Origin of the sequence: Polaromonas sp. (assembly GCF_030682935.1) — a bacterium.
Lineage (GTDB): Bacteria > Pseudomonadota > Gammaproteobacteria > Burkholderiales > Burkholderiaceae_C > Polaromonas.
Genome location: NZ_JAUXNA010000273.1, coordinates 1 through 14,169, shown reverse-complemented (window position 1 = coordinate 14,169; position 14,169 = coordinate 1). Strand labels below are relative to the sequence as shown.

The window sequence follows — 14,169 nt, the reverse complement described above, 5'->3', positions numbered from 1 at the left end:
TCGAAGGCAAGGGCGCGCGCGTCGGCCTGGTCACAACCACGGGCTACCGCAACGTGCTGCAGATCGCGCGCTCTTTCGTTCCGGGCGGGCTGGGCGGCTGGGTGATCTACAACAAGCGCGCCCTGATGGCGCCGCTGGAATTCACCATCGAAGCCGACGAGCGTCTCGACGCGCGCGGCGAGGTGGTCAAGCCGCTCGATGAAGCCGCGCTGACAAAGTCGCTGACGGCCCTCAAGGCCAAGAACATCGAGGCGCTGACGGTGTGCCTGGTCAATGCCTATGCCAGCGGCCGGCACGAACTGCGGGTGCGCGAGATTGCCGAGCAGGTCATGCCCGGGGTGCCGGTGTCGATCTCCTCGGAAGTGATGCCCGAGATGTACGAATACGAACGGGCCGAGACCACGGTGGTCAATTCCTACATCCGCCCGGTCGTGTCGCGCTACATCGACAATCTGCACCGCGAGCTGAAATCGAAAATGAAGGACGTGCAGCTGCATGTGCTGCGTTCCGATGGCGGCCTGTCGTCGGTGGAAGCGGCCCGCAAGAGCCCGGTCAACCTGCTGATGAGCGGGCCGGCCGGCGGCGTTTCGGGTGCGCAGTGGATTGCGCGCGAGTCGGGCTTCCCCAACCTGATCACCTTCGACATGGGCGGCACGTCAACTGACGTGGCCTTGATCGAAAAAGAGGTTGCGCAGACCCGCCGCGAAACCCGGGTGGCCGACGTCACGGTGCGCGCGCCGTCGATCGATGTGCGCACCGTGGGCGCGGGCGGCGGCTCCATCGCCTACGTGCCCGAACTGACCAAGGCCTTGCGCGTCGGCCCGCAAAGCGCCGGGGCCTCGCCCGGACCTGCGGCCTACATGAAGGGCGGCGACAAGCCCACGGTCACCGACGCCAATGTGGTGCTAGGCTACCTGCCCTCCTCGTCGCGTCTGGGCGGCGACATGAAGATTGATCGCGCTTTGGCCGAGACCGCCATGGCCACGATCGCCGGGCCGCTGAACAAGACGGCCAAGGAAACGGCCGAGGGCGTGATCAACATCGTCAACGAGAACATGTTCGGCGCGCTGCGGCTGGTGTCCATCGAGCAGGGCCACGATCCGCGCGACTTCGCCCTGGTGGCCTTCGGTGGCGCCGGCCCGCTGCATGCCAATGCCCTGGGCCGCCTGATGGGGTCATGGCCGGTGATCATTCCGCCCGCGCCGGGCGTGTTGTGCGCCTATGGGGACGCCACCACGCGCCTGCGCGACGAGGCCTCGCGCACCTACATTCGCCGTATCAGCGAAATCTCCGATGCCGAAGTGCTGGGTCTTCTTGACGAGCTGACCACCACGGCGGCGCGCTCGCTGCTCAGCGAGGGAATTTCGCCAGAACAGCAAAGCGTGCAGTTCCAGATCGACATCCGCTACCGCGGCCAGGGCATGCGCCTGACGCTGCCGGTGACGCGCGAGGAGCTGGTGCAGGGCGGCATTGCCAGCGTGGCCAAGCGCTTTGACGACATGCACACGCAACTGTTCACGTTCGCACTGGATGCGCCGCACGAAGTGGTCAGCCTGCGCGCCGTGGTGCAAGGCCCGGAAACCAAGGTTCGTGCCGAGCAGTTGCCGCGCGGCAATGGCGACCCGGCCGCCGCCATCATCGACGAGGCCACGGTGTTCGTCGATGGCGCCGACCATGCCGCCAGGATCTACGACCGCGCCCGACTCAAGGCCGGCGACCGCATTCCCGGTCCGGCCATCGTCTGCCAGATGGACACCACCACGCTGATCCTGCCGGGTCACACCGGCGAGGTGGATGCCGTCGCCAACATCCTCATCCGCCCCAACGTCTGACCGGCGCGAACGCCAAAAACAGGACATTGCCATGACCGCTCACATCATCCAGACCAACCCCGCCCCGTTCCAGCCGGTCGACCTCGACTCGATCACGCTGGACATCATCGAGAACGCACTGCGCAACGCCCGCGCCGAAATGGATGCCGTGCTGTTTCGCACCGCCATGTCGCCCGGCATCCGCGAGCAGCACGATGCCTTTCCGATGATCGCCAACAACGACGGCAAGATGGTCGTCGGCCAGTTTGGCTCCTTCATCCACGGCTTTGTGTCGAACTACGACGACACCATAGAGGAAGGCGACGTCTTCCTCACCAACGACCCCTACTCCTGCAACGGCGCCGTGAGCCACCTGAACGACTGGCTCACGCTGATGCCGATCTTTCACGACGGCCGGCTGGTCAGCTGGGCCGCGATGTTCGGCCACATGACCGACAACGGCGGCAAGGTGCCGGGCAGCCTGCCGACCGACGCGGCGCAGATCTTCGAGGAAGGCTTGCAGATTCCGCCGGTGAAGATCGTGCGCAAGGGCGTGCTGAACAAGGAACTGCTCAACCTGCTGCTGCGCAATTCGCGCGTGCCGGAGTGGAACCGCTCCGACTTCAATGCCATGCTGGCCTCGCTGCGCCTGGCCGAGCGCCGGGTGCATGAAATCGTCGCGCGCTTCGGGGTGGACCACTACATCGCGGCAATGGCGGAGATGCTCGACCGCAACAAGCGCGCCATGAGCGCCATCATCAAGATGGTGGTGCCTGAGAAAAAGGCCTACTTCGAAGACTACATCGACGATGACGGCGTCGGCATGGGGCCGTACAAGGTCGCCTGCAGCCTGTGGCGCGAGGGCGACATCGCCCATTTCGACTTCACCGGCACCGATCCGCAGTCGATCAGCTCGGTCAACTTCTTCCTCAACGAAGAAATGTTCAAGATGTTCCTGGGCGCGTTCTTCATCAACATCTTCGACCCGCAGATCCTGTTCAACGACGGCTTCTACGAGCTCGTCGACGTCAAGATTCCCGAAGGCAGCATCCTCAAGCCCAAGCGCCCGGCGGCGCTGTCGTGCCGCACCCACCTGCTGGGCCGCATCTTCGACATCATGGGCGGCTTGCTGGGCCAGGGCTCGCCCGACGTGCTGAACGCTGCGGGTTTCTCCGACAGCCCGCACCTGATGTATTCGGGCTACAACAAAAGCGGCGAGTGGTACCAGCTGTTCCAGATCGGCTTCGGCGGCATTCCGGGCCGCCCCGCGGGCGACGGCCCGGACGGCCATTCGCTGTGGCCTTCGTTCACCAACGTGCCCAACGAATTCCTGGAAAGCTACTTTCCGCTGCGCATCGTGCGCTACGAAGCCATCGCCGACTCGGGCGGGGCGGGCCTGCACCGGGGCGGCAACGGCGTCTGCACCGCTTATGAGTTCCTGGAGCCGGGGGAGATCTCGATCCACGATGACCGCTGGCTGACCTATCCCTGGGGCGTCAACGGCGGCAACCCCGGCGCGCGCAGCACCAAGGAGCTGGTACGCAAGGACGGCAGCCGTGAATGGCTGCCCTCCAAGTGCGACCGGGTCAAGGTCATGGAAGGCGACATCCTGTACTTCAACACCTGGGGCGGCGGCGGCTGGGGCGACCCGCTCAAGCGCCCGGCCGAGCGCGTGGCCACCGATGTGGAGCGCGGCCTGGTTTCGGTCGATGGCGCACGCGCCTACGGTGTCGTGGTGCGCAGCGACTTCAGCCTGGACCTGGCGGCCACCGAGGCCCTGCGCGCCGACATCGCCGCCACACGCCCGCCCATCGAGCTCTTCAACCGGGGCGGCACCATCGAGCAGCTGAAGGCGCGCTGCAAGGCCGAAACCAGCTTCGACCCCCCGCGCTCGCCGGTGTTCGCCAACTGGATGGGCAGCCCCGCGCAGCCCCGGCAACCGGCCTGATCGCCACGCAGGACACGCCATGAACGATCAAGTTCTCATCAATGAAGTGGGGCCGCGCGACGGGCTGCAAAACCAGCCGGTGACGGTGAGCTGCGACGACAAGCTGCGCCTGATCGCGGCGCTGGCCGACGCGGGCCTGCGCGCCATCGAGGCGACCAGCTTCGTCTCGCCCAAGGCCGTACCGCAGATGGCCGACGCCGACGCGCTCTATCCCCGCTTGCCGCAGGCCGGGCATATAGCCTATTCAGCGCTGGTGCCCAACCTGCGCGGCCTGGAGCGCGCGCGCGTTGCCGGCGTCAAGGAAATTGCCGTGGTGCTGTCAGCGACCGACACCATGAACCGCCGCAACATCAACATGAGTCTCGGCGAGGCGCTCGCAGCCAGCAGCGAGACCATTGGCGGAGCGCTTGGCCTTGGCATGCGCGCCAAGGCCTACATCGCCGTCGCCTTCGAGTGCCCGTTCGAGGGCCCGGTGGCGCCGGCGGGCGTGCTCGGTCTGGCGGAAGCGATGTTCAAAGCCGGTGCCGCCGAAGTGGTCATCGCCGACACCATCGGCGCCGCCGCACCGCGCGCCGTCGCCAGCATGTTCAAGGAATGCGTGGCGCGCTTCGGCGCCGGGCGTCTCTCGGCGCATTTCCATGACACCCGCGGCTTCGCGCTGGCCAACGCCTGGGCGGCGCTCGAACAAGGCATCCGCAAGTTCGACGCCAGCCTGGGCGGCCTGGGCGGCTGCCCCTTCGCGCCGGGCGCCGCCGGCAACGCCGCGACGGAGGACCTGGTGCTGATGTTCGAACAGTGCGGCCTCGCCACCGGCATCGACTTGCAAAAGCTGCGCCAGGCGGTCGTCCTGGCCGGGCAACTGGTCCAGCGGCCTATCGGCGGCCGCACCGCAGCCTGGCTCGATGCCCAGGATGAGCGCCGCGCGCGCGGCAACGATGGCGCACCGAGCGAGACGGACAGGAAAAACAAATGACAGTGAACAAAGTGTGGCGCCTGCTATCTGCAGTGATGCCCTTCGCCGTGATCGGCGGCTTGCTCTACGCCGGCATCTTCATCAAGCCCGCCTCGGTGGGCGCCAGCGTGGCCCCGCCGGTGCTCGCGCCAAGGGATGCCTTCTACGGCGTGGCCATGCCAGCGGATGGCGTGATCTGGGCCGTCGGGCGCGGCGGCAAGATCGTGCGCAGCGACGATGACGGCAGGAAATGGTTGCTGCAACCTGCGGCGACGGATGCGAACCTGCAGTCCATCACGGCTTGGGATGCTGAGCGGGCCGTTGTCGTGGGCAACGACGGCACGGTTCTGCAGTCCGCCGACGGCGGCCGCTCCTGGCAAGCCGCGGTTGGCTTGCCCGCCGAGGCGGCGGGGCGCAAGCTGATCCGTGTCAGACGCTCTGCCGACGGTCGCGTCTATGCCGTCGGCGAGTTCGGTCTGGTGCTCTCGGCCACGGGCTTCGGCGCTGCCTGGGACAGTATCGGCAAGCGGGAAGACGTCGGCTGGAACGACCTGGCCGCTCGCGAAAACACCCTCATCCTGGCCGGCGAGTTCGGCCGCATCCGCCGCTCCGGCGACGGCGGTCGCAACTGGCAGGACGTCGCCAGCCCGGTCAAGAGCAGTCTTCTCGGCGTGGCGTTCTCCGCCGACGGCCGACTGGCGGTGGCGGTCGGTCTGGACGGCGTCGTGCTGCTGTCGACCGACGATGGCCAGAGCTGGCGCGCTGTGTCTTCCGGCACCCGTGAGCATCTGTTTGCCGTCACAGCCCATAACGCCGGATGGGCGGCTGTGGGCGACAAAGGGCTGTTGCTGCGGGCGCCTGCGGACGCGCAGACCTGGGAGGTGCGCCGTCTGTCTGAAAACAGCTATGCCTGGCATGCCGATATCGAGGCGCACGCCGACCGTCTGTATCTGGCGGGCGCAACGCTGTCCGCCGTCGGTCAAGACAACAAATTGGAGCAATTCAAGTGATTTCCCGCAAACCAGGCATGAACCCTTCCCAAGAGCATCCGGGTCGTCTCTTCCGTTTCGTCGAGTTCTGCATCCGGCGCCGTGTCCTGGTGGTGGCGGTGATCGCGCTGATCACCGCACTCATGGCGGTCCTGGCGGTCCGAATCGAGATCAAGACCGTCTTTGACGACCTGCTGCCGGCCAATCACCCCTATATCAAGGTGCACGAGCAGTTCAAGCAGAACTTCGGCGGCTCCAACCTCGTCAGCATCATGCTGGAGGTGGAGGACGGCGACATTTTCAAGCCGGCCGTGCTCAGCAAGGTCCAGAAGGTGACGCAGGACCTGCAATACATCGAGGGCGTGAACCAGTTCCAGATCATCTCGCTGGCCGCCAAGAAGGCCAAGGAGGTGCGTGCTTCCACCGAAGGCATCGACATCAAGCCGCTGATGTGGCCGTCGGTGCCGCAGAGCGCGGAGGACGTCGCCAAACTCAAGGAAGCGGTGCTGCACAACCCGCTGATCTACGGCGCCTACGTGTCGCGCGATCTCAAGGCGGCCCTGATCACCGTCGATTTTTACGACAAGGAGGTGCGCTACGACCGCATCTTCGACCAGATCGGCAAGATCGCGCGCTCGGTCGAGGGCGACGGGGTCGCTGTCAGGGTGGTCGGCGAGCCGATGCTGTATGGCTGGGTGAACCATTACCTGCCCGAGACCGGTCGCATCTTCCTGATCACCATCGCTGCCTTGATTGTGCTGCTGTTCTTCACCGCGCGCACCTGGCGCGGCACGCTGCTGCCCCTGCTGGCGGGCGTGGTGAGCGCGGTCTGGGCGCTGGGCGCGGCGCGGCTTGCCGGCCTGCACCTCGACCCCCTGGTGATCGTTGTCGCCTTCCTGATCTCGGCGCGGGCGATTTCGCACTCGGTCCAGCTGGTCATCCATTACGACGACGAGCTGGCCAAGGGCGCGCCGAACTCGACAGCGGCCGCCAAGGCGGCGATGACGGCCCTGTTCAAGCCCGGCATGCTGGGCGTCATTGCCGATGCCGGCTGCATGATCGTCGTGATCCTGACCCCCATTCCGCTGTTGCAGAAAGTGGCTGTCATCGGCACGGTATGGGTGAGCACCATCGCGGTGAGCGCCTGCGTGCTGACGCCCGTTCTGCTGTCGTGGATCCGCAAGCCGAACAGCTACGCCCATCCGGTCAATATCCAGCCGGTGCTGCGCTGGTTGCTGCAACGCTGCATTGGCGTCGCCACCACGCGGGCCCGCTACGTCGTCATTGCGCTGACTGCCGTGCTTTTCGTCGCCTCGGGGATTTACGCCTTCAATCTCAAGGTGGGTGACGCCAACCCGGGTTCGCCCATCCTGTGGGGTGACTCGCGCTACAACCTCGACGCGGCGGCGATCAACCAGCGCTTCGCCGGTGCCGACCGCATGTTCGTTGTCGTCTCGGGTGCGGGGACCGACTCGCTCAAGGAGCCCAAGGCGCTGGCGACCATGGCGGCATTCCAGGCTTTCATGGAAAACCAGCCGGAGGTCGGCGGCACCGTGTCCATGGCCGACCTGGTGCCGGTGATGAAGCGCATCCTGCGCGAAGGCAACCCGCGTTACGAGGAATTCGGCGCCAACAGTGGCGAGAACGGCGAGATTCTGTACCTCTTCACCTCCGGCACCGACCCGGGCGACATCGATCGCTTTGTCGAACCCCAGTACAAGGACGCTTCGGTGACCATCTTCTTCCGCGACCATAAAGGCGAGACGATCCGTACCGCCGTCTCGCGCGTGGAAGAGTTCGCGCAAAAGCACCCCGACAGCCCGGTGCGTTTCCAGCTCGCCGGCGGGCTGATCGGCGTGCTGGCCGCCGCCAACGAAATCATCCTGGCCAAGCAGATCGAAAGCATTGCCCTGGCCCTGCTGGTGCTGGTGATCTGCTGCGCCGTGGCCTACCGCTCGCTCGCGGCCGGCATGTTCTTCATGGTGCCGGTGCTGCTGTCGAACACGCTCACCTTCGCCTTCATGGCCTGGATGGGCATCGGCATGAACGTCAACACCCTGCCGATCGCGGCGCTGGGCATCGGCCTCGGCGTGGACTACGCGTTCTACGTGGTCGACGAGATCCGGGAAGAGCTGCACAAGGGCAATACGCTGTTCGGGTCGATTGAACGCTCTCTGCTCAGCGCCGGCAGGGGCGTGCTGGTCACGGCGGCGACGCTGATCACCAGCGTGGTCATCTGGTACTTCTCTTCGATCCGCTTCCAGGCCGAGATGGGAATGCTGATGGCTTTGTGGCTGTTTATTTCGGCGGCGAGTTCGCTGCTGCTGATGCCGGCGCTCGTCGTCGTGCTCAAGCCGGCATTCGTGTTCAAACGGGGAGTTCGGAAACAGGCAGAGACGGGCGTTCAAGCCACGGCGACTGCTTGATGCGAAGCGGGGAAGCATCTTTTTAACTGGCAATAACCAAGAGGAGACAATCATGAAGAGAAGAGGAAATTCATTCTGTTCCACCAAACCCCGCAAGATCGCGGCAGCCCTGCTGCTGGCGTCGCTCGCGGGTTCGGTGACTGCGGCCGAGAACGATGGGGCGGAACCGACATTCACGATGGGCGGTTATCTGCGCGGCTCGGCGTCGTTCAACCTGCAGAATCCACCCGAGACTGCGCAGAACGACAGATACGATTTGTCGATGCTGCGCGGCTCCCTGCTGCTTGATGCCGACGCCAAGCTCGGCGCTGGCATCAAGCTGAAGGCGATTGCCCGCCTTGATCGCGAGGCGAAGACCGGCTACATGAAACGCCTGGACAATTTGCCCGGGCAAGCCGGCAATTTGATGGACGAGTACAACAACGCCGACATGCGTGAGTTGTATGTCGACTTTCCTGTCGGTGATCGCGTGAACTTCCGGCTCGGCAAGCAGCAGGTGGTGTGGGGAGAAACCGACTTCTTCCGCGCCCTCGACGTGGTGCATGGTTTCGACTACCGCTGGCGCTCCTTCCTCGAGGTGGAGAACGAGGAGCTGCGCAAGCCGCTGATCCTGGGCAATATGCGCATCCAGGTGCCCGAGGCCAATGGCTCGCTGCAGGCGATTGTCCGGCCGGGCTGGGACCGCGGCAAGGACATTGGCAACACCTACGACCTGTCGGGCGGGCGCTGGGCGAATCAACCCAACAAGGGCGTCAACTTTTTCGGTCCGAGCCCCGTGCCCGGGATGAATCTGACCAACTATGACTACGACCATCCGGACGGCAACATCAAGGACGTCACGGGTGGCATGCGCTGGGCGGGCGAGGCGGCGGGACTCAACTACTCGGTCGCTTACATGAAGACCTTCAACAACGACCCGGTGGTCAACCCCAGCGCGCTGATCGGCGGCACGCCCTACAAGGTCGCTCCCAAGGGCCTGCTGGGCGATTTCATCTATCCCAAGATCGACGTCCTGGGGGCCACCGCCAGCGGCTACTCGGAAGCGCTCGACGCCGTGCTCAGCACCGAGATCGTCTACAACAAGGATGTACCGTTCAACTACGGCAGCAACTTCGGCGGCGGCTTTCTGCCGGGTTTCGCCGGTGTGACGCTCAAGAACACGCTGGTGACGATGTTCCGCATCGACAAGCAGGTCAACTTGAGCCCGCTGATCGGCACCAGCCGTCCGTCATTCTTCTCGGTGCAGTTGTTCAATACGCGCGTGCTCGACTTTAACCAGAAAGACGACATCGTCTTTCTGGCAGGTTACGGCGCATCGCGCAAACGCGACAGCACCATGCTGACCATGATCCTGGCGATGAACTACGACAACGACCGCATCAACCCGGCGATTGCGGCCGGCTGGGATGCCAGCTACGGCGGCGGCTTCTTGATCCCGAGTGTCGAGTTCGTCATGGGCGATAAATGGCGCCTCAAGGCAGAGGCCAATCTGTTCTTTAACGGGGGCCGCAACAAGCAGCCCGGACAAGTCGAAAACAAAACAGCCCTGATGGGCTACTTCGCCAACAACAACCAGCTGGCTTTCCGGCTGACCCGTCAGTTCTGATGGCCACTCACCAAAAAGGGTACACGATGAAAACGCAATACAAAATCAGCATCGCCATGGCCGCCTTTGCAGCCTGCGGTGCGACAGCCATCGCCGCCGAACTGCCGGCGGGAACAGTGATCAGCAAGGCCAACTTCGACCAGGTCAAGAATGAAACCTTCGAGGGAAAGACCATCACCAGCATGGTTCCCGAGAAGGTGGAATGGCAGATCCGCAACTGGGGGCTTACCATCAAGCTGCGCAAGTCCGAGCCGATCACCATGGACCCGAAGATGGTCGAGGCGACGAAGAAATATGCGGGCGAGGTGAAGTACGACGCAGCGATGAACGAGGTGAGCGGCTACAAGGCAGGCCTTCCGTTCCCCGATGTCGCGTCCTCGGACCCCAACTACGCGGCCAAGCTGGTCTGGAACTTCTATTACGGTGCGCCGGTGGGACAGGTGATGAACCTCAACTTCACCTATCTGCTGGTGGACGGCGACAAGGGACTCGAGCGCACGCAAAACTGGGTACTCTCCCGCTACTTCATGAAGAACCGTCTGACGGGCAAGAACACCCCGGTGGAAGGCGACGGCAGCGTGTTCGCCAAGACGCTGCTCTTCGCCACCTATCCGCAGGATGTCAAGGGCCTTGGGCTGTTTACGATCCGTTACGACGGACCGCAGCTCGAGGAAAATTCGGTCTACATCAAGTCCTCGCGGCGCACGCGGCGTCTGCCGGGCGGCGCGTGGATGGACCCGATCGGCGGCACCGACCAGTTGAAGGATGACCTCGAAGTCTGGGACGCGCGTCCGAGCTGGTACAAGTCCTTCAAGTATGTCGGCAAGCGCTGGATACTGGCGGTTGCGCATCAGTCGAACTCGTCCGACCTGAGCAAGAAAGGAACGCCTGACGCCTGGCCGACGGTGGACCTCAAAAATCCGCCTTACTGGAACCCGGTGGACGCGTGGGAGCCGCGCGAGGTGCATGTCATCGAAGCGGTGGCACCCGATGCCCACCCCTACAGCAAGAAGATCATGTACATGGACGTGGCCTATCCGCGCATCTACATGGGCGAAGCCTACGACAAGAAGGGCGAATTCTGGAAGTGGCTGTTCTTCTCGGGACGCCCCCTCAAGGGCGAGGACGGTGTGCAGACCTATATTTCCGGTCAGGGACACACGATCGACTTCAAGCGCAAGCACGCGACGATCTTTGTCAACGCCCCCGACGTCAAGACCAACAGCCCCTGGACGGCTGACGATGTAAGCCTCGGCAAGCTGGAAGCCGCTGGGCAGTAAGCCCGCGGTCCTGCGCGGGGCGGCAAAAAATCGCCCCGCGCCTTCTTGAAATTCACGGGATGTCGCACGGCAAGGCGCAGGTCGAGTCCTGACGACATCCCCCAAGGAAGCTCCATGTTGACGACCAGCAAAACCCTTCGTTTAGTGCTGAATGCGCCCGGCATTGTTGTGGCCCCCGGGGCATTCGACGTCCTTTCCGCCAAGCTGGTGGAGCAGGCAGGATTTCCGGCGGTCTACATGACTGGCTTCGGCGTCTCGGCCTCACGCGCCGGCCTGCCGGATCTCGGCTTGCTCACGCGCTCGGAGTTCGTCGACCAGATCACGCAGATGGCCCGGGCGGTCGGCATCCCCTTGATTGCCGACGCCGACGCCGGCTTCGGCAACGCGCTGCAGCTGGAACGCACCATGCAGCTCTACGAGCAGGCGGGCGCCGCTGCCCTGCAACTCGAAGATCAGGACCTGAACCGGCGCTGCGGACATCTCGCCGGCAAGGAAGTCGTCCCCGCCAGCGAGATGGTGGCGAAGATTCGTGTCATGAAGGCGGCCCAGCGTGATCCCGAGACGGTGTTGATCGCCCGCACCGACGCGCGCGCCGTCGCTGGCCTCGACGAGGCGTTGCGGCGCGGCGAGGCGTACCTGAAGGCCGGTGCCGACGTCCTCTTCATCGAGGCACCGCAAAACGTTGAAGAGCTGGAACGCATCGCCGCCGAATTCCGCGGCGCCTGGCTGCTGGCCAACATGCCCGAGGGCGGCTTGACGCCCTACCTCTCCTATCGCGAGCTGGAAAGCCTAGGCTACAAGATCGCCATCTATCCGGTGGCGACGCTCTTCACCGCCACCCGCGCCATGCAGGCTGCGCTGACGGAATTGCGCAGTCAGGGGCGCCTCGTGAACCCCGACCGTCATGTGGACTTCGCCGATTTCATCGAGATCATCGGCGCGCCGGCTTATCTCGAAAAACTTGCCCACTACGAGACCCTCAAAAAATGACGCCAGCACGGACTCTCTACGAAAAACTTTGGGATGAGCATTTCATCCGCGAAGTGGGCAGCGGCCTGGGCCTGCTTTACATTGATCGTCATCTCTTGCACGAGGTGACCACGCCGCAGGCCTTCGAGGGCTTGAAGCTGGCCGGGCGCAAGGTGTGGCGCATCGCCGCCAACCTGGCGGTGGCCGATCACAACGTGCCGACTTCGCACCGCGACCGCGAGATCGCCGATCCGCTGTCCCGGCTGCAGTTGCAGACGCTGGACGCCAATTGCGCCGAGTTCGGCATCACCGAGTTTGGCCTGCACGATCCGCGCCAGGGCATTGTCCATGTGGTCGGGCCCGAGCAGGGTTTCACCCTGCCGGGCATGACGGTGGTGTGCGGCGACTCGCATACCGCGACACACGGCGCGCTCGGCGCGCTGGCCTTCGGCATCGGAACTTCCGAGGTCGAGCACGTGCTCGCCACCCAGACGCTCACCCTGCAAAAAGCGCGGACGATGCTGGTGCGTTTCGAGGGCAGCCTGGCGCAGGGCGTCAGCGCGAAGGACATGGCCCTGGCGCTCATCGGTTTGGTCGGAACCGCCGGGGGGACAGGACATGTCATGGAGTTCGCCGGCCCGGCGGTGCGCACCCTCGGCATGGAAGGGCGGATGACGCTTTGCAACATGGCGATCGAGGCCGGTGCGCGCGCCGGCATGGTGGCGGTGGACGGCACGACGATCGACTATTGCGTTGGTCGCCCTTTCGCCCCGACGGGCCAGTCACTGGACCAAGCCGTGGCCTATTGGCGCACCTTGACCAGCGACCCGGGTGTGGTGTTTGACCGGGTGGTGGAGGTGGATGCGGCAAGCATCGCACCCCAGGTCACTTGGGGCACATCGCCAGAGATGGTGACGTCGATTGAGGGCGTGGTGCCAGACCCCGAAAAAGAGAGTGATCCGGTCAAGCGCGCCGGGATCAGCCGGGCCCTGACGTACATGGGCCTCGAAGCCGGGGAGCGAATTGTCGACATCCCGCTCGACAAGGTCTTCATCGGCTCGTGCACCAACTCGCGCATCGAGGACTTGCGCACGGCGGCGGTGGTCGTGCGCGGCCGGCATATTGCCCCCGGAATTCAGCAGGCGCTGGTGGTGCCGGGATCCGGGCTGGTCAAGGCGCAGGCCGAGGCCGAAGGATTGCATCGCGTGTTCATCGAAGCCGGCTTCGAATGGCGCGACCCCGGCTGCTCCATGTGCCTGGGCATGAACGAGGACAGCCTCAATCCCGGCGAGCGCTGCGCATCCACGTCGAACCGCAATTTCGAAGGCCGCCAGGGCGCCGGCGGCCGCACGCATCTGGTCAGCCCGGCGATGGCCGCCGCAGCCGCGATTGCCGGGCACTTCGTTGACATTCGCCAATTTCACGGCTGAGGAGCTGACAAATGGACAAATTCACTCAGCACGAAGGCATCGTCATCCCCCTGGATCGCGCCAATGTCGATACCGACGCCATTCTTCCGAAAGAATTCCTGAAGTCGGTCAAGCGCACCGGTTTCGGGCCGCATCTGTTCGACGGCTTGCGTTACCTCGACCCTTACCGCGGTGAACAAAGCAACGCGCTCCGGCGACCGAACCCCGACTTTGTCCTGAACCGTCCCGAGTACGCGGGCGCCAGCATCCTGCTGGCCCGCGAGAACTTCGGCTGCGGCTCCAGCCGGGAGCACGCGCCGTGGGCGCTGCTGGACCATGGCATTCGCGTCGTGATCGCGCCGAGTTTTGCCGACATCTTTTTCTCCAACTGCTTCAAGAATGGTCTGCTGCCGGTGCGCCTGACTGCCGCGCAGGTCGACACACTGTTTGCACAGCTTGCGTCCGTACCTGGCTATCGCTTGCACATCGACCTGCCGGCTCAGTGCGTGCGCACGCCCGGCGGCGCATCATTTGCGTTCGAGATCGATGCGTTTCAGAAGAATTGCCTGCTCAATGGGTTGGACGAGATCGGGCTCACCTTGCAGCACCGCGAAGAAATCGCGGCGTTCGAGGCACGGCGGCTGGCGGAGCGGTCCTGGTTGCGTGCCGATCCGGCCGGGCACTGATGCAACATGAAACCCTTCGTTCCCGAGACGACCGGCCGTATTCGCGGCGCGCTGGTCGACGCCAACTGCGGCGGCGGGGCCATTGAAACCCAT

The 14,169-nt window shown here is 64.5% G+C and carries 10 protein-coding genes; all 10 read left to right on the top strand.

Going from position 1 to position 14,169, the window contains the following annotated elements:
* On the top strand, positions 1–1,832 hold a 1,832-nt coding region (locus Q8K05_RS12445), incomplete at its 5' end, for a hydantoinase/oxoprolinase family protein (protein WP_305246911.1).
* A gap of 31 nt (positions 1,833–1,863) precedes the next feature.
* Positions 1,864–3,759: a hydantoinase B/oxoprolinase family protein gene (locus tag Q8K05_RS12440; protein WP_305246910.1), complete on the top strand. Its 1,896-nt coding sequence runs from the start codon at positions 1,864–1,866 to the stop codon at positions 3,757–3,759.
* Positions 3,760–3,778: 19 nt separating this feature from the next.
* Positions 3,779–4,732: a hydroxymethylglutaryl-CoA lyase gene (locus Q8K05_RS12435; protein ID WP_305246909.1), complete on the top strand. Its 954-nt coding sequence runs from the start codon at positions 3,779–3,781 to the stop codon at positions 4,730–4,732.
* On the top strand, positions 4,729–5,721 hold the full coding sequence (locus tag Q8K05_RS12430; protein ID WP_305246908.1) for a YCF48-related protein: 993 nt from the start codon (positions 4,729–4,731) through the stop codon (positions 5,719–5,721). Before Q8K05_RS12435 ends, Q8K05_RS12430 begins: the two co-directional genes overlap by 4 nt.
* A gap of 17 nt (positions 5,722–5,738) precedes the next feature.
* Positions 5,739–8,126 carry an RND family transporter gene (locus Q8K05_RS12425; protein WP_305246907.1) on the top strand — a complete coding sequence of 796 codons (2,388 nt, stop codon included), beginning with the start codon at positions 5,739–5,741 and terminating at the stop codon, positions 8,124–8,126.
* Positions 8,127–8,178: 52 nt separating this feature from the next.
* Positions 8,179–9,732 (top strand): DUF1302 family protein, encoded by a 1,554-nt coding sequence (locus Q8K05_RS12420; RefSeq protein ID WP_202813906.1) that lies wholly within the window; start codon positions 8,179–8,181, stop codon positions 9,730–9,732.
* A gap of 26 nt (positions 9,733–9,758) precedes the next feature.
* Positions 9,759–11,012, top strand: a complete 1,254-nt coding sequence (locus Q8K05_RS12415) for a DUF1329 domain-containing protein (protein WP_305246906.1) — start codon at positions 9,759–9,761, stop codon at positions 11,010–11,012.
* A 114-nt stretch (positions 11,013–11,126) separates the two neighbouring features.
* A complete protein-coding gene (locus Q8K05_RS12410; RefSeq protein WP_305246905.1) occupies positions 11,127–12,002 on the top strand; it encodes an oxaloacetate decarboxylase in 876 nt (291 codons plus the stop codon).
* Positions 11,999–13,411, top strand: coding sequence for a 3-isopropylmalate dehydratase large subunit (gene leuC / locus Q8K05_RS12405; protein ID WP_305246904.1), 1,413 nt, complete (start codon positions 11,999–12,001; stop codon positions 13,409–13,411). The genes Q8K05_RS12410 and leuC overlap by 4 nt, the downstream gene beginning before the upstream one ends.
* A gap of 11 nt (positions 13,412–13,422) precedes the next feature.
* Entirely contained in the window at positions 13,423–14,076 is a 654-nt protein-coding gene (leuD, locus tag Q8K05_RS12400) for a 3-isopropylmalate dehydratase small subunit (RefSeq protein ID WP_305246903.1), read from the top strand.
* The last annotated feature ends 93 nt before the right edge of the window (positions 14,077–14,169 follow it).